Annotated in this window: 16 protein-coding genes; 6 read left to right on the top strand and 10 right to left on the bottom strand. The window is 67.1% G+C overall.

Annotated elements, in window-relative coordinates; translation table 11 throughout:
- Positions 1-99: 99 nt before the first annotated feature.
- Both ACN8ZM_RS26095 and ACN8ZM_RS26090 read left to right on the top strand, forming a co-directional pair.
- Positions 100-1737 carry a CHAD domain-containing protein gene (locus ACN8ZM_RS26095; RefSeq protein ID WP_301768050.1) on the top strand — a complete coding sequence of 546 codons (1638 nt, stop codon included), beginning with the start codon at positions 100-102 and terminating at the stop codon, positions 1735-1737.
- A 48-nt stretch (positions 1738-1785) separates the two neighbouring features.
- Positions 1786-2622 (top strand): TOBE domain-containing protein, encoded by an 837-nt coding sequence (locus tag ACN8ZM_RS26090; protein ID WP_043177829.1) that lies wholly within the window; start codon positions 1786-1788, stop codon positions 2620-2622.
- A gap of 165 nt (positions 2623-2787) precedes the next feature.
- Here ACN8ZM_RS26090 and ACN8ZM_RS26085 read toward each other — a convergent pair whose 3' ends face one another.
- The 4 genes from ACN8ZM_RS26085 to ACN8ZM_RS26070 all read right to left on the bottom strand — a co-directional run bounded on the left by ACN8ZM_RS26085 (position 2788) and on the right by ACN8ZM_RS26070 (position 5874).
- Positions 2788-3489 carry a sulfate/molybdate ABC transporter ATP-binding protein gene (locus ACN8ZM_RS26085; RefSeq protein ID WP_043177825.1) on the bottom strand — a complete coding sequence of 234 codons (702 nt, stop codon included), beginning with the start codon at positions 3487-3489 and terminating at the stop codon, positions 2788-2790.
- Between the two features lie 64 nt (positions 3490-3553).
- Complete coding sequence (gene modB, locus ACN8ZM_RS26080) at positions 3554-4231, bottom strand: molybdate ABC transporter permease subunit (protein ID WP_043177823.1); 678 nt, start codon at positions 4229-4231, stop codon at positions 3554-3556.
- A gap of 10 nt (positions 4232-4241) precedes the next feature.
- Positions 4242-5042 carry a molybdate ABC transporter substrate-binding protein gene (gene modA / locus ACN8ZM_RS26075; protein WP_043177813.1) on the bottom strand — a complete coding sequence of 267 codons (801 nt, stop codon included), beginning with the start codon at positions 5040-5042 and terminating at the stop codon, positions 4242-4244.
- 133 nt (positions 5043-5175) lie between these two features.
- Positions 5176-5874 (bottom strand): phosphatase PAP2 family protein, encoded by a 699-nt coding sequence (locus ACN8ZM_RS26070; RefSeq protein ID WP_089453426.1) that lies wholly within the window; start codon positions 5872-5874, stop codon positions 5176-5178.
- A 248-nt stretch (positions 5875-6122) separates the two neighbouring features.
- Here ACN8ZM_RS26070 and ACN8ZM_RS26065 point away from each other — a divergent pair, with 248 nt between their 5' ends.
- Together ACN8ZM_RS26065 and ACN8ZM_RS26060 are read left to right on the top strand one after the other, a co-directional pair.
- Complete coding sequence (locus ACN8ZM_RS26065; protein ID WP_420211163.1) at positions 6123-7232, top strand: PHB depolymerase family esterase; 1110 nt, start codon at positions 6123-6125, stop codon at positions 7230-7232.
- A gap of 81 nt (positions 7233-7313) precedes the next feature.
- On the top strand, positions 7314-7490 hold the full coding sequence (locus ACN8ZM_RS26060; protein ID WP_080741415.1) for a DUF3563 family protein: 177 nt from the start codon (positions 7314-7316) through the stop codon (positions 7488-7490).
- 113 nt (positions 7491-7603) lie between these two features.
- Here the strand turns inward: ACN8ZM_RS26060 and ACN8ZM_RS26055 are convergent, their stop codons facing one another.
- From ACN8ZM_RS26055 to ACN8ZM_RS26035, 5 genes are all read right to left on the bottom strand, one after another.
- Positions 7604-8023 (bottom strand): organic hydroperoxide resistance protein, encoded by a 420-nt coding sequence (locus tag ACN8ZM_RS26055; RefSeq protein ID WP_011355825.1) that lies wholly within the window; start codon positions 8021-8023, stop codon positions 7604-7606.
- A 157-nt stretch (positions 8024-8180) separates the two neighbouring features.
- Positions 8181-8633: a MarR family winged helix-turn-helix transcriptional regulator gene (locus ACN8ZM_RS26050; protein ID WP_043177808.1), complete on the bottom strand. Its 453-nt coding sequence runs from the start codon at positions 8631-8633 to the stop codon at positions 8181-8183.
- Positions 8634-8820: 187 nt separating this feature from the next.
- Positions 8821-9630, bottom strand: a complete 810-nt coding sequence (locus tag ACN8ZM_RS26045; RefSeq protein WP_043177806.1) for a BPSS1780 family membrane protein — start codon at positions 9628-9630, stop codon at positions 8821-8823.
- Positions 9621-10619 carry a homoserine kinase gene (locus tag ACN8ZM_RS26040; RefSeq protein WP_089453423.1) on the bottom strand — a complete coding sequence of 333 codons (999 nt, stop codon included), beginning with the start codon at positions 10617-10619 and terminating at the stop codon, positions 9621-9623. The genes ACN8ZM_RS26045 and ACN8ZM_RS26040 overlap by 10 nt, the downstream gene beginning before the upstream one ends.
- Before the next feature lie 102 nt (positions 10620-10721).
- On the bottom strand, positions 10722-11117 hold the full coding sequence (locus ACN8ZM_RS26035) for a hypothetical protein (RefSeq protein ID WP_021160838.1): 396 nt from the start codon (positions 11115-11117) through the stop codon (positions 10722-10724).
- 129 nt (positions 11118-11246) lie between these two features.
- Here ACN8ZM_RS26035 and ACN8ZM_RS26030 point away from each other — a divergent pair, with 129 nt between their 5' ends.
- Together ACN8ZM_RS26030 and ACN8ZM_RS26025 are read left to right on the top strand one after the other, a co-directional pair.
- Complete coding sequence (locus ACN8ZM_RS26030; protein ID WP_060309694.1) at positions 11247-12773, top strand: AMP nucleosidase; 1527 nt, start codon at positions 11247-11249, stop codon at positions 12771-12773.
- Between the two features lie 163 nt (positions 12774-12936).
- Positions 12937-13563: a hypothetical protein gene (locus ACN8ZM_RS26025; protein WP_155291756.1), complete on the top strand. Its 627-nt coding sequence runs from the start codon at positions 12937-12939 to the stop codon at positions 13561-13563.
- Between the two features lie 163 nt (positions 13564-13726).
- Here the strand turns inward: ACN8ZM_RS26025 and ACN8ZM_RS26020 are convergent, their stop codons facing one another.
- Positions 13727-14698: an aldo/keto reductase gene (locus ACN8ZM_RS26020; protein ID WP_089453422.1), complete on the bottom strand. Its 972-nt coding sequence runs from the start codon at positions 14696-14698 to the stop codon at positions 13727-13729.
- Positions 14699-14719 lie beyond the last annotated feature (21 nt).

The raw sequence follows: 14719 nt of genomic DNA, 5'->3' as shown, positions 1-14719 counted from the left end.
GTCGCCTGCGAGTTTTGGCGACGTGTACTATGGAAGCAGCTTCACGAGTGACGCCGGCGCGATCGATGCGCCGGCGATTCTTCATGTGCAGGAGCCTCCATGTCGCGTGTGCTGGAAATCGTGTTGTCGCTGTCGCTGGAAGGGTGGCCGGTCGAGGCTGGAAGTCGTGCTCGCGGCGCGCAGCGTGATTTCGGCGCCGAACTCGTGCGCGCGTGGCGGATCTGCCCTCAGGTCAGGATGCGCCGCGGCCATGAGCGCGTGACGATCGAGCCGTGCCAGATCGAGGAGGCCGAGCTGAGTCCCGGCGCGAGCTGGTGGACGTGGGTCGAGTCGAATGCGCATGGCAGGCGGGTCGTCGCGTCGCGCACGAAGGCGTTTGCGCCGGGTGTCACGGAGCGTGAACTGTTCGACGCGGAGCACGCGGGCATCGCCGTCTCGATGCCGTTACCCGTGCCCGAGGCGGCCGTCGCGGCCGAGGCCGGCGCAGTGGCGGGCGAAGTCGACGGCGCCGCGCCGGATACGACCGGGCGCGCGGAGGAGGCCGGTACCCAGCCGGAATCGTCGGCGCTGCGCCTCGTCAGCGAACGGCGGCGCGGGCGGTGGGCCGACGACAGCGGGGTCGTGGTCGAGATGACGCTCGACGACGTCACGCTGCATCGCGGTAGCGAGCCGCCGCGCCGCTTCGTCGAGCTGCGTCTCACGGCGCCCGACTGGGAAACCCTGCCCGCGCGCACGGCCGCGCTGCATGCGCTGTTTGCCGCGGCGCGCGAACTGAGCGGCGCATGGCCCGCATTCGTGCAACTGACGAGCGTGATCGATCGCGCATGTGCGGCCGAGCCGGCCGCCGGCGGGCCCGTCAAGGCGCGGCTCGTCGATCTGACCGGCGTGCGCACGCAGCGCGCCGCGCTGTTCGCGCTGTCCGGCGACATCACCGCGCAATGGCTCGGCAACGAAGGCGGTGTGCTCGAGCACGACGATCCGGAATTCGTGCACCAGATGCGTGTCGCGCTACGCCGCCTGCGCACGCTGATGCGCTTCTTCCCGCTCTTTGCCGACCGCCAGTGGCGCGACACGCTCGGCGTCGACCTGCGCTGGCTTGCGGCGCTGCTCGGCACGGTGCGCGACTGGGACGTGTTCGCGACCGAGAGCCTGCCCGCGCTGATCGCGGCCGACGGCGGCGACGGCGAGTGGAACGGCACGCTCGACGCCGCGCGGGCGCAGTGCGCGGCCGCACGGGTCGAGTTGCGGCAGGCGCTGCATTCGGCCCGCTATGCGCGGCTGACGCTCGGCTGGCTCGAATGGCTGAGCTCGCTGGCGCTGCCGCCGGCCGAAGCCGGCGACGCACCTTCGCTGAGGCGCCACGCGACGAAGCGCGTGCGGCGGCTGTTCGGTCATCTGTACGCGTCGCCGTCGCTCACGTCGCTCGACACGGCCGCCCGTCATCAGGTGCGGATCGATGCGAAACGGCTGCGCTATGCGCTCGAATTCTTCGCGTCGCTGGCGTCGCGCCGCACCCGCACCGAGACGGTCAAGACGCTCACGCGCGTGCAGAGCGTGCTCGGCGAAGCGAACGACACGATGGTCGCGCTGCATCATCTCGAAAAACTCGCGGCGCCGCCGTACCAGCTCGGATTCGTGCGCGGCTACGGCGCGGCGCTCGAGCAGCGCGCGGCGCGCGATGCCGAGACGCTGCTGGCCAGCCTGCGGCCGCCGAAGCTCGACGGCAAGCCCGGTTGAGCGGCACGCGCTGACTATAATGGCCGCCCGATTCCCGCACCCATCCCGATGACCGACGCACCGCATTCTTCCCCGTCCGCCGAACCGCTCGAACTGGGCGGCGAGCTGTGGCTGCGCGCCGGCGAGCAGACGCTCGGCGGCGCCACGCGCATCGCGCTGCTTGCGGCGATCGGCGATACCGGTTCGATCACGCGCGCGGCGAAGGCCGTCGGCCTCAGCTACAAGGCCGCGTGGGATGCCGTCGACACGATGAACAATCTCGCCGGCGAACCGCTCGTCGCGCGTTCGACGGGCGGCAAGGGCGGCGGCGGCACGACGCTGACGCCGCGCGCGACGTCGCTGATCGCCGCGTTTCGCACGATCGAGCGCGAGCACCGCCGTTTCATCGAGGCCGCGAGCGCGGCCGTGGCCGGGTTCGATGTCGACTGGGCGCTGATCGGCCGGATCGGGATGAAGACCAGCGCGCGCAACCAGTTGTTCGGCAAGGTCGCGTCGATCGTGCGGGGCACCGTCAACGACGAGGTCACGCTCACGCTGCCCGGCGGACAGCCGATCGTTGCGGTGCTGACGCACGAAAGCGCCGACGCGCTCGGTCTGCAGATTGGCGCGGACGCGTGCGCGCTGGTGAAGGCTTCGTGGGTCGTGCTCGCGGTCGACGAGGGCGAGCCCGAACTCAAGGTGTCCGCGCGGAACCAGTTGCGCGGCCGCGTGGAAACCGTCGCGACGGGCGCGGTGAACAGCGAGGTGACGCTCGCGCTCGACGGCGGTGGGACGCTGACGGCCGTCGTGACCAACGACAGCGTCGATGCGCTGCAGCTCGATGCGGGCCGGCCGGCGATCGCGCTGTTCAAGGCGTCGAGCGTGATTCTTGCGGTGACGGGCTGACGCAGCAGGCCGGGCGGCGCTTCGACGATCGTGTGACGGGCGGGGCGAAGCCGGCATCGCACAGCGCGTGCACGGCACCGGCTTCGTTTCCGCTTTCAGCATATGCCGCTACGCGCGGCTTCTCTCAGGCTCCAACCTGCCTACCACGACCACAGCCTCGCGCGCTCACGCGACGCGCGTCGGCCACTCGGCGTGCGGCGGAGCCGCCTGCACGCGTCCTTCGCTCAACTGCACGACCTGGTCGCCGAACGCGGCGACGTCGTCGGGATCGTGCGAGATCAGCACCATCGGGATATCGAGCCGCGCCTGCAGCTCGGCGAGCTCGTGACGCATGCGCTGGCGCATGGCGCCGTCGAGCGCCGCGAACGGCTCGTCGAGCAGCAGGATCCGCGGCTGCGCGACCAGTGCGCGCGCCAGCGCGACGCGCTGTTTCTGCCCGCCCGACAGTTGCGACGGATACTGCCCCGCGAGCGCTTCGAGATCGAACGCCTGCAGCCAGTACGCGACTTCCGGCGGCACCGTTTTCGCGCGCGGGTTGCGCAGGCCCGACGTGAGCCCGAATGCGATGTTCTGACGCACGTTCAGATGCGGAAACAGCGCGTAGTCCTGGAACAGGTACGCGACGCGGCGTTCGCGGGTCGGCACGTCGATGCGGCGCGCAGCGTCGAACAGCGGTTCGCCGTTCAGCACGATCGTGCCTTCGTCGGGCGACAGCAGGCCGGCGATCGCCTGCAGCGTCATGCTCTTGCCCGCGCCGGACGGCCCGAACAGCACGACACGCTGAGTCGTCGCCGTGAACGACATGTCGAGCGTGAAGCGGCGCTCGGCGTTCGCGTAGGTCTTGCGGATGTCGACGACGAGGCTCATGCGGGCCTCCGCCGCAGCCATCCGGCTGCCGAGCGAAGCAGGCGATTCGGACGAGACACGCGTTTCATGTCAGTTGACTCCGCCGCGCACGCGACGGCACGAGCCAGCCGGTCGCGAGCAGCACGAGCACGCAGGTGATCGATGTCACCAGCACGAGGAAGTTGGCCGTGCTGTCGTCACCGGCCTGCACGGCCGCGTAGATCGCGACCGACAGCGTCTGCGTGCGGCCGGGCAGGTTGCCCGCGATCATCAGCGTCGCGCCGAACTCGCCGAGCGCGCGTGCGAACGCGAGCAGCGCGCCCGCGAGAATGCCGCGCGTGGCGAGCGGCAGCGTCACGCGGAAGAACACCGCCGCTTCGCCGAGCCCGAGCGTGCGTGCCGCGCGCTCGAGGTGCGGATCGACGCCTTCGAACGCGGCGCGCGCCGACTTCAGGATCAGCGGAAACGCGACGACCATCGACGCGATCACCGCGCCTTGCCACGTGAAGACGAGCTCGATGCCGAGCTGGTCGAGCCACGCGCCGAACACGCCGCGCCGGCCGAGCAGCACGAGCAGGTAATAGCCGAGTACCGTCGGCGGCAGCACGAGCGGCAGCGTCAGCACGGAATCGACGACGTCGCGCAGCGGCGAGCGCCAGCGCGCGAGCATGAACGCGGCCGCGACGCCGAGCACGATGTCGAGCGCGGTCGCCCAGCCGGCAACCTTCAACGACAGCAGCAGCGGTACCCAGGCGTCTTGCATCGCGCTACGCTCACTTGCCCGCGGGCTTGAAGCCGAACGTCGACAGCACGGCCTGGCCCTGCGGCGACGCGACGAAGTCGATGAACGACTGCGCCTGCACGGCGTGGCGGCTGTCCTTGACCACGGCGATCGGATAGGTGATGACCGTCTTCGTCGGCACCGTCAGCGCAACCTTCACGCGGCCCGGCATGATCGCGGCGTCGGTACCGAACACGAAGCCTGCGTCGACTTCGCCGCGCGCGACATAGTCGAGGCTCTGGCGCACGTTGGCGGCCAGCACGCCCTTCGCGCTGACGGCATCCCACACGCCGGCCGCGCGCAGTGCGCCTTCCGTGTAGCGGCCGACCGGCACCGACGCCGGGTCGCCGTACGCGATGCGCTTCACGCCGGGCGCCGTCAGGTCGTTCAGCGATGTCGGCGCGGCGGCCTTGCTGTCCGCCGGCACGATCAGTACGAGCGAGTTCGCCGCGAAATCTCGACGCGTGCCGGGCACGATCACCTTTTCGTCGACGGCCCGATCCATCGCCTTCTGGTCGGCCGACGCGAACACGTCGGCCGGCGCGCCCTTCGCGATCTGCTGCATCAGCACGTCCGACGCGCCGAAGTTGAACAGCACCTTGGTATCCGGGTGCTGCTTCTCGTACGCATCGCCGACGGCCTTGAACGCGTTCGTCAGGCTGGCGGCGGCCGACACGACGAGTTCGTCGGCGGCGGAAGCGGGCGCGCTGAACGCGATACCGGCAGCGGCAAGCGTGGCGAGCGGCAGCAGGCGAAGCAGGGTGCGGCGAAGCGGACGGACGGTTGAGCGCATGGCGAGTTCGTTTGTATGGGTGGAAACCGTAATCGTAATATAGGGTGGGTTATAACGCTCGACATACCGCACATGCGACGGTGCGCATGTAATGGTCAGACGTGAAAAGGGGGGATGACGGCCGGGCGGCCGGTCACGTACGGAGCGTTTGCGGCGACGACTGGGTGCGCTGCAGCGACGACGGCTGCGATGCCGGGCGGTAGTTCGGGTTGGCCTTCCAGCGCGCGCGGACGAACGGGCGCTCGTGGCCCGACAGCTGCAGCGCCACCTTGGTGACCCAGCGATGCGACGGCACCGTGATGCCGTGCAGCGCCACGGTGACGAGCGCGAGGCTTGCGACGACCGCGGGCACCGACCAGCGGTGCGGCACTGCGCGCCACGAACCGGCGATGAACGCGAGCGCGGCGATCGCGCCGACGATACAGCCGGTGATCGATTCGGACGGCGAATGCGCGTCGAGCGCGACGCGCGACACGCCGACCGCGACGCCGGCCGCGAGCCCGAGCGCGATGCCGGCGATCCGCAGCGGCGTGCGCGTGCGGATCAGCGCCAGGAAAATCGCGACCGGATAGACCGACGTCGACAGCATCGCATGGCCGCTGAACCCCGTGAAATCCCACTTGCGGATGCCGATCCCCCAGCCGAGGAACGCGATCTTCGTGAGCGCGACCACGCCGATCGCGGCCGCGAGCACGCCGAGCCACGCGGCCGCGCGCTGCCACGAGTAGCCGAGCGCGAGCCAGACGGCGATCGTGATCGCGAGCGGCAAGGTCAGGCCGGCGCCGCCGAACGCGGTGATCATGATCCACAGGTGAGACGACAGGTCGAACATCGGGAAGGGGACAAACGAAGGCGGGGAAGATGCTTAAATCAACGCGCGAGCCGGAAAGAACGACTACAACGGATACAAGCGGCGAAACCCCAGTATAGCGCCGCGTGCGCATGAGCCCCGTTTTTTGCGCGGCCGGGAACTATCCGCGTGCAGGAAAAATCCCAGAAACAATGTTATGGTGCATTGCACAAAGACGCACGATGCATCCGCTGTGGTGCCCCTATTTTTCCTGACTGCGAGCCCGATCGATGACCAAAAGTCTGACCAAGGTGTGGCTGGGCGGCATGAAACGCATGCTGTCTCCGGCCGCCAAGCGCGCGGCGCGCGATGCGCAGCGCATCACACGCGACGCACTCGAAGCGGCGGCCACTGCCGCCGTATCCGATCTGTCCCCACCGCGTGAATCGCGCGTGCGGCCACGCGCGGCCGCATGGGCGGCTGGCGAGTGGACGCGCGGCGAACATCCGATGGCGCCCGCGCTCGGGCGCCTCGTCCAGAATCTCGCGTACGGCCTCTACGTGCCGCCCGGCCGCCGGCGTGGCGCGATGCCGCTCGTCGTGATGCTGCACGGCTGCCAGCAGTCCGTCGACGAATTCGTGCAGGGCACGCGGATGAACCTGCTGGCCGACAAGCACGGCTTCGCGGTGCTGTATCCGGAGCAGTCGCTGCGCGCGCACGCGCACGGCTGCTGGCACTGGTATGAAGACACCGACCGCGCGGGGCGCGGCGAGGCGAACGCGGTCGCCTCGCTCGTCGACGTGCTCGTCGACGAACACGGTTTCGACGCGTCGCGCGTCTATGTCGCGGGGCTGTCGGCCGGCGCGGGCCTCGCGGCGCTGCTTGCGCTGCATCATCCGGACCGTTTTGCGGCGGTGGCGCTGCACTCGGGCCCCGCGCTCGGCGAGGCGAGCTCGGGCATCACGGCGATGGACGTGATGCGGCGCGGCGTGCGGCAGAACCCGGCCGCGGCCGTCGATGCGCTGGTCGATGCCGCCGCGTATCCGGGCATGCCCGCGCTGATCGTCCAGGGCGACGGCGACCATGTCGTCGCACCGAAGAATGCCGATCAACTCACGGTGCAGTTCATGCGCCTGAACGGGCTCGCCGACAGCCGCGGCGCACTGCGCGGCGGCGAACGGGTCGAGACGCGCGACGCGGGCGCGCAGATCACCGATGTCTGCCGCGACGGCGAGCCGGTCGTGCGGCTCTGCCATGTGAAAGGGCTCGATCATGCGTGGGCCGGCGGCGATGAAGCCGTGCCGTTTCATGCAGCGGTCGGCCCCGATGCGAGCGCAATGATCTGGGCCTTTTTCGAAGCGAATCGCCGCACTGTGGCGACCGAACGACGCATCGGTTGATCGACGCTGGTCAATGACTAGGGTTTTCCCTATAATTCGGGAAAACCCTAGTCAAAGAACCTTTGGATTGCGAGATCAACCATGTACCTGCTGAGCCACCTCTTCCTGATGCTGACCAAGAACGCTGAAACGGCCTCGAAAGAGCGCGCCGAGGCGTATCTGGCTGATGCGACCGACATCTACGATCTCGAATTCCGTATGCGCAAGATCGACCGCGAAGCGGCGATGAACCGCCCGTATTCGTTCGGTTCGCGCTAAGCAGCGCAGGGCGGGCAATCAGGTCCGCCGCTCCGGCGAGTCACGCAGCAGAAAAGGGCGCGTGCGGCTACATGCCGCACGCGCCCTTTTTGTATTCCTGGTCTCGTATTGCGTCAGACGACCGTCAGGCGCACCGGCACGTTGTTACGCGTCGCGTTCGAATACGGGCACACGTGGTGCGCCTTTTCGACCAGCGCCTGCGCGTCGGCCTTGTCGAACCCCGGCAGCGACACGCGCAGTTCGACGTCGAGCCCGAAGCCGCCCGCGTCGTTCGGGCCGATGCCCACTTCCGCCGTGACCTGCGTGTCGGCCGGCAGTGCCTTCTTGTCCTGGCCGGCGACGAATTTCATCGCGCTCAGGAAACAGGCCGAGTAACCTGCGGCAAACAGTTGCTCCGGATTCGTGCCTTCCGCGCCCGTGCCGCCGAGTTCGCGCGGCGCCGCCAGCTTCACTTCCAGCTTGTTGTCAGCGGATACCGCGCGGCCGTCGCGGCCACCCGTGCTCGTGGCGCTGGTCTTGTACAGAATGTTCATCGTGCAGCTCCTGTCTGGAAAAGGGAGGAAAAGCGGTCCGGTCGAACGGGATGTCGCCGGCCACGAGGAAAATATAGAACACAAATCATTAGTGTGCAAATGAAATTTTGAAGAAAAAGCCCGGCGGTACCGGGCCAGTTCGCGGGGGCTTCGCCTGTCAGCGTTCGTTGGCGGCCGACAGCGCGTCGCGCAGCTGCTGGAGATCGGCGCGCAGCCTGATCAGGAACTCGGGGGATTGCTGCATCGCGCAAAAGAGATCGGCGGGTACCGAGCGCGCGCGGTCCTTCAGCGCACGGCCTTCCGGTGTCACCCGCACGTTCACGACGCGTTCGTCGGTGGCGCTGCGCACGCGCTCGACGTAGCCGAGCGCTTCCAGCCGCTTCAGCAGCGGCGTGACCGTGGCCGGATCGAGGTCCAGCCGCGCGGCGATGTCCTTCACGGCGATGTCGTCGCGCTCCCACAGGACGAGCATCGCGAGATATTGGGGATAGGTCAGCGACAGCTTGTCGAGCAGCGGCTTGTACGCCTTCGTCATCGCGTGCGAAGTCGAGTAGAGCGCGAAGCAGAGTTGCGCGTCGAGCGTCTGGGGCAGCGGGGGCAGGCGGTCCATGATTCGGGAAGCGCGGCGAACGCGCGAACAATTTGTACGCAAATTATTTTGCGCGCAAAAGATCGGGATGAACAGGGGGCAGCCGGCGAGGGGCGGTGGCCGACGGAGGCGGGGGAAGGGAGGGGCGCCGGGAGACAACCCGGCGCGGAGAACGGCAGGCCGGCGACGCGCGCCGGCCGGAAAGACTTCAGCGGCCCGACGTGGTCGTCGTCGCGCCCGGTTCCTGTACGCCGAAGCAGCCGCGATAGGTCGCGTAGAACGAGCAGTACAGCATCGTGACGATGATGATCGTCACCGGCATCATGATCGTCAGCGCGTAGGCGCCGGCGCCGAGCGCCTGCAGCAGCAGCGACAGCGCGAGCGACGTGCCGAGCGCGACGCCGAACCACAGGACGCCGTACACGACGAATGCGCCGCGGTTGCGCCAGCAGCTGACGACGCTGAAGAACAGCGCCTTGGCGGGCGGGACGTCATGCCACGCGACCAGCACCGGCGCGAACCAGAACAGCATCGCGACCGGCAGGTACAGCAGCGTCGCGAAGAACAGCGCGCCGAGCGTGCCTTGCGCGGCGAGCGCCTCCGGCGTCGTGCTGGCTTCGTCCGCCGCGCCCATCATCACGTGGAACAGCGCGCCGCCGTCCACGAACGACGAAGCGGCGAACACGAGCACCATCGACGCGACGTAGATCACGCCGAGCACGAGCAGCCGCTGGGTCGCGACGGTGCCGTACGAGCGGAAGCCGTCGACGAGGATCGTCGGCATCACGGGCTTGCCGGCCACGGTGTCGCGGCACGCGGCCATGAAGCCGACCGCGATGCCGGGAATGAACACCAGCGGCAGCGCGGAGCCGATCACGGGCACCATCGACACCAGCGTGATCGCCAGCAGGTACGTGAAGAACAGCGTGATGAACGCGAGCGGGTTCCGGCGGAACAGCCAGACGCCTTGACGGAACCAGACATAGCCCGTTTTGGCGGGCACTTCGATCAGTTGCATGCGGTTTGGATCTCGGGAAGCGCGGGCGTATGCGCGATACGCTCGCGCAGGATGCGTTCGAAATGGCCGGGGTCGTGCGGCTTGAGCATCTCGGCCGCGCGCGGCAGGTGGAAGTCGTACAGGCGCGACACCCAGAAGCGGTACGCGCCCGCGCGCAGCATGTCGCTCCAGTGGCGGCGCTCCTCGGCCGTGAACGGTCGCACCGTCTGGTATGCGCGCAGCAGCGCGTCGGCGCGCGCGACGTCGAGCACGCCGGTCGCGAGGTCGACGCACCAGTCGTTGACCGTGACCGCGACGTCGAACAGCCACTTGTCGCAGCCGGCGAAATAGAAGTCGAAGAAGCCGCCGAGCCGCACGTCGTGGCCGGTGCCGGGCGCCGCGTGCGCGAACAGCACGTTGTCGCGGAACAGGTCGCAATGGCACGGCCCGGCCGGCAGAGCCGCGTAGTCGTCCGACGCGAAGAAGCTGGCCTGGTGTGCGAGCTCGCCTTCCAGCAGCGCGCGCTGCTCATCCGTGATGAACGGCACGATCGCCGGCACGTTCTCCTGCCACCACGGCAGGCTGCGCAGGTTCGGCTGGTGGCGCGGATAGTCGCGGCCGGCGAGGTGCAGGCGCGCGAGCATCTGCCCGACCTCGATGCAGTGTTCGACCCCCGGCGCGAGTTCGGCCGAGCCGTCGAGCTTCGTGACGATCGCGGCCGGCTTGCCGTGCAGCATGCCGAACAGCGCGCCGTCGTCGCGCGGGATCGGATCCGGCACCGGCACGCCGTGGCCGGCCAGATGGCGCATCAGGTCGAGGTAGAACGGCAGTTGTTCCGCCGTCAGCTTTTCGAAGATCGTGAGGACGTACTCGCCGCGCGTCGTCGTCAGGAAGAAATTGCTGTTTTCGATACCGGACGGAATGCCGCGGAACGCAAGCACGTCGCCCAGTTCGTAGTGGCGCATCCATTGCGCGAGATCGGAGTCGGAAACAGCAGTGAAAACGGCCATGCGGGATGCGTCAGGTCAGGGTGTCGGCACGCGGGCGGCGTGCGTCGCGACAACAGGTGAAGGGGACGTGGCGCGCGGCGTTCGGTGCGGCGCGCCACGGAATCAGTAGCGCAGGTTCAGCGACGGCAGGCGCGTGATCGGGATGCCCGCGTCGTGCGGCTTCGGCGACGTGTCGGGCGTCGAGCTCATCTGGTAGCGCGTGCCGAAGTTCGACTTCACGTCGATCTCGACCGGTTTGCCGCGATCGCGGTACTCGGTGACTTCGGTGCCGTTCTTGCTCTTTTCGTGGAAGCTCGGCGTGCGGCGGATGTCGGCGAAGTCGACTTTCGACGTGACTTCGGCGCCCGGCCGGTTGATCTTGCGGAGATCCGGCAGGCCGGCGGCCTCGTTGGCCTCGGCCCGTGCCTGCGCGTCGGCGTCAGGCGTGCCGCCGGCGGCGTAAGCGGCGCTGGCGGCGGCAAACGCGGCGGCAGCGACGACGAGAATGAGCGGCTTCATGATGAGTCTCCAGTGAACCCATCGATTTTAGCAAATACTGCGCCGCATCCGGCCCTCGCGTGCGTAGGGGCAGCCATAAGGGCGACCGGGTTCCGTGGTAATGTCGTCGGATCAGACGAGGTAATCAAAATGAAGAACGATTTGAGCCGCCGGCACCGAGTGCTGACGCCCGAAAGCCCGTCGGTCGAGGCTTTCGACGATCCGATCGCCGCCGTCGCGCGGCTGTCCGCCATTTACGACACGAACACCGGCTTCCTGCGCGACGCCTTCGCGCGCTATCGCCGCCACGAGCCGATTACCGAGCACGTCCGCGCGTGCTACCCGTTCGTGCGGATCCGCACCGACGTCAACACGCATGTCGATTCGCGCCGCTCGTACGGTTTCGTCGCGGGCCCCGGCGTGTTCGAGACGACGGTCACGCGCCCCGATCTCTTCGCGAACTACTATCGCGAGCAACTGCGCCTGCTCGCGAAGAACCACCATGTGAAGATCGAGATCGGCGTGTCGTCGCAGCCGATTCCGATCCATTTCGCGTTTCCGGAAGGCATCCATCTCGAGGGCGAGCTCGACCGCGACCGCCTGCTCGCGATGCGCGACATCTTCGATACGCCCGACCTGTCGTATCTCGACGACCGCATCGTCAACGGGACGTTCGAACCGGCGCCGGGCGAGCCGCATCCGCTCGCGCTGTTCACCGCCGCGCGCGTCGACTTCTCGCTGCACCGGCTGCGCCACTACACGGCGACGTCGCCCACGCATTTCCAGAACTACGTGCTCTACACGAACTACCAGTTCTACATCGACGAGTTCGTGAAGCTCGGCCGCACGGTGATGACGGAGAGCGACGATCCCGAGGTGCGCGCATACCGGAGCCAGTACAGCTCGTTCGTCGAGCCGGGCGATGTCGTTACGTACAACGCGAACCTCGGCAGCGAGCCGGCCGAGGGCGCCGCACCGCCGCGCCTGCCGCAGATGCCCGCGTATCACCTGAAGCGCGCGGACGGCAGCGGGATCACGATGGTCAACATCGGCGTCGGCCCGTCGAATGCGAAGACGATCACCGATCACATCGCGGTGCTGCGTCCGCATGCGTGGGTGATGCTCGGTCACTGCGCGGGGCTGCGCAACACGCAGCGTCTCGGCGACTACGTGCTCGCACATGGCTACGTGCGCGAGGATCACGTGCTCGACGCCGACCTGCCGCTGTGGGTGCCGATTCCGGCGCTGGCCGAAGTGCAGCTCGCGCTCGAACGCGGGGTGGCCGACGTCACGCAGCTTGATGGCGTCGAACTGAAGCGCGTGATGCGTACGGGTACGGTCGCGAGCGTCGACAACCGCAACTGGGAGCTGCGCGATCATCGCGAACCGGTGCAGCGCTTGTCGCAGAGCCGCGCGATCGCGCTCGACATGGAAAGCGCGACGATCGCCGCGAACGGTTTCCGCTTCCGCGTGCCGTACGGCACGCTGCTGTGCGTGTCGGACAAGCCGCTGCACGGCGAGCTCAAGTTGCCGGGCATGGCCGACACGTTCTATCGCGGGCAGGTCGACCAGCATCTGCAGATCGGCGTGAAGGCGATGGAGATCCTGCGCACGAACGGGCTCGACAAGCTGCATAGCCGGAAGTTGAGGAGCTTTGCGGAAGTGGCGTTTCAGTAATCCCCTTGCCTTATATGGCCCCCGGCTAGTCCGGGGAGCCCTCTCTTCCAACATGGACGTCATCGTCAACCTGTATGCATCAGCGGGACGGGTTAGGCTGTCTTGCAGGCGACGTTGTGAGTACTCGATGTAATCTGATTTCGTGATGCCTGCAAAATTGATCATGGCTGTTCTGGCCTTGCTGATTGCGAAGGCTGCCTATCCGTTTCCAGCCGCACTGGCACCGTCTCCATGTGACTCTGACTATTTGGAAGCAGCAAAAAGCAACTTCACGAAGTTGCTCGATGCAACCGACAAGGTTGTGCCGGCCGTATCGCCAAAAAAAATAGCCGAATTCGAAGCGAAACGAAGCGAGATCAATCAATTCTGCCCGTTGGCTTCGATGGGACTGCCGTTAGAGGTGATGTGCCGTACGCACGACGACTACATGAAATATCAGCCGATATGGCAAAGGCTGACCGACGATCCTGTCTACATGCAGTGGACAATTAACAAGCAGGTTGCCTTCCTGCGTGGCGTCCCGGCGGAATTTGATCGGTTTGCACGCACGGACAATGTCGAGAGACTCTTTAACTATATCCAAGGCAACATATGGCTTCTCGGCCTGCTCGACAGTTACTACTGGACATTGGAGCGGTTGCAAGTGGGGCAGCCGAAGTCTGCGGAGTCGACGTTGGCCGACATGAAGCGGGGGGAAGCAGACTCCGATGCGAGACAAAGCTTGTTTGACGTCCTGAAATGCACCGCGCTCAAGAATAGGCCGTCGTCGAATACAGTGACCGACAAATAGCGCTAACCATTGATTCGCATCGCAGGACTGTGGCGCGCGTCGTACTCCTGCCCCGTCGGTACAAGTGCATGTGCGATTTTCCGGGCCGGCAACGTACAACTGCGTGCCGGTCTCGATTGACGCGGCTTTGAAACGCCGGCACTACCGAATTCCGGCGCCGTGATCACCATTGCACCGGTTCGACCGTTCGGTCGAATGGGGCTTCGAGCAACGCGGTCTCGCAATCGTCGAGTCTCAGGTCGAGTGCCGCGAGCGCGTCGGTCAGGTGATGCGGCTTCGACAACCCGACGATCGGCGCGGTGATGCCTGGCCGTCTCAGCGCCCATGCCAGTGCGATCCGGGCAGGCGCCACCCCGCGCGCCTGCGCCACCTGCCTGACCGCATCGACGGTCGCCGCGACCGCGTCGCGCCCGTCGTACCAGGACACCATTTGCTGGTCGGTTGCGGCCCGCGTCGTCGCCGCATCGCGCGAGCCGGCCAGTAGCCCGCGGCCGAGCGGGGACCACGGCGTGTAGGCCATCCCTTCTTCGATGCAAAGCGGCAGCATGTCGCGCTCGTCGTCGCGGCAGATCAGGCTGTACTGGCTCTGCATCGAGACGAATCGGGCGAGTCCGTGATGCCGTTGAAACGCGAGCATCTTCATGAATTGCCACGCATGCATCGACGACGCGCCGAGGTAGCGGACCTTGCCGCTCCTCACGAGGGTATCGAGCGCATCGAGCGTTTCTTCGATCGGCGTGTCCGGATCGAACCGGTGGATCACGTAGAGATCGATGTAGTCCGTCCCGAGGCGCTGCAGCGACGCATCGATGCTGGTGAGCAGATGCTTGCGCGACAGCCCGCGCGCATTCGGTCCGTCGCCGGTTGGAAAGAACGCCTTGGTTGCAATCACCACGTCGTCGCGCGTCGTGAAATCGCGCAGCGCACGTCCGAGAATGCGCTCGCTCTCGCCGCCCGAGTAGATGTCGGCCGTGTCGAAGAAATTCACACCCGCATCGAGTGCCGAGCGGATGAAAGGGCGGGCCGTCTCCTCGGTCGCGACCCACGGACGCCATGACGGATCGCCGTAGGTCATGCAGCCCAGGCACAGCTTCGAAACCTTCAGCCCGGACCTTCCCAGTCTCACGTATTCCATCGGTTCTTCCTCCGTTCCGGC

The organism is Burkholderia aenigmatica (genome assembly GCF_048627025.1).
Taxonomy (GTDB): Bacteria; Pseudomonadota; Gammaproteobacteria; order Burkholderiales; family Burkholderiaceae; genus Burkholderia; species Burkholderia aenigmatica.
Note: the sequence above shows the minus strand (reverse complement) of the source record. Positions and strands in the feature narration are given on the sequence as shown.

What these genes read in the sequence shown, in the direction of transcription:
- ACN8ZM_RS26035 (WP_021160838.1), bottom strand. Translation starts at nt 11,117, where the DNA reads ATGAAGCCGCTCATTCTCGTCGTCGCTGCCGCCGCGTTTGCCGCCGCC.
- modA (WP_043177813.1), bottom strand. Translation starts at nt 5,042, where the DNA reads ATGCGCTCAACCGTCCGTCCGCTTCGCCGCACCCTGCTTCGCCTGCTG.
- ACN8ZM_RS26070 (WP_089453426.1), bottom strand. Translation starts at nt 5,874, where the DNA reads ATGTTCGACCTGTCGTCTCACCTGTGGATCATGATCACCGCGTTCGGC.
- ACN8ZM_RS26045 (WP_043177806.1), bottom strand. Translation starts at nt 9,630, where the DNA reads ATGCAACTGATCGAAGTGCCCGCCAAAACGGGCTATGTCTGGTTCCGT.
- ACN8ZM_RS26055 (WP_011355825.1), bottom strand. Translation starts at nt 8,023, where the DNA reads ATGAACATTCTGTACAAGACCAGCGCCACGAGCACGGGTGGCCGCGAC.
- ACN8ZM_RS26065 (WP_420211163.1), top strand. Translation starts at nt 6,123, where the DNA reads ATGACCAAAAGTCTGACCAAGGTGTGGCTGGGCGGCATGAAACGCATG.
- ACN8ZM_RS26030 (WP_060309694.1), top strand. Translation starts at nt 11,247, where the DNA reads ATGAAGAACGATTTGAGCCGCCGGCACCGAGTGCTGACGCCCGAAAGC.
- ACN8ZM_RS26040 (WP_089453423.1), bottom strand. Translation starts at nt 10,619, where the DNA reads ATGGCCGTTTTCACTGCTGTTTCCGACTCCGATCTCGCGCAATGGATG.
- ACN8ZM_RS26025 (WP_155291756.1), top strand. Translation starts at nt 12,937, where the DNA reads ATGGCTGTTCTGGCCTTGCTGATTGCGAAGGCTGCCTATCCGTTTCCA.
- ACN8ZM_RS26085 (WP_043177825.1), bottom strand. Translation starts at nt 3,489, where the DNA reads ATGAGCCTCGTCGTCGACATCCGCAAGACCTACGCGAACGCCGAGCGC.
- modB (WP_043177823.1), bottom strand. Translation starts at nt 4,231, where the DNA reads ATGCAAGACGCCTGGGTACCGCTGCTGCTGTCGTTGAAGGTTGCCGGC.
- ACN8ZM_RS26060 (WP_080741415.1), top strand. Translation starts at nt 7,314, where the DNA reads ATGTACCTGCTGAGCCACCTCTTCCTGATGCTGACCAAGAACGCTGAA.
- ACN8ZM_RS26050 (WP_043177808.1), bottom strand. Translation starts at nt 8,633, where the DNA reads ATGGACCGCCTGCCCCCGCTGCCCCAGACGCTCGACGCGCAACTCTGC.
- ACN8ZM_RS26020 (WP_089453422.1), bottom strand. Translation starts at nt 14,698, where the DNA reads ATGGAATACGTGAGACTGGGAAGGTCCGGGCTGAAGGTTTCGAAGCTG.
- ACN8ZM_RS26090 (WP_043177829.1), top strand. Translation starts at nt 1,786, where the DNA reads ATGACCGACGCACCGCATTCTTCCCCGTCCGCCGAACCGCTCGAACTG.
- ACN8ZM_RS26095 (WP_301768050.1), top strand. Translation starts at nt 100, where the DNA reads ATGTCGCGTGTGCTGGAAATCGTGTTGTCGCTGTCGCTGGAAGGGTGG.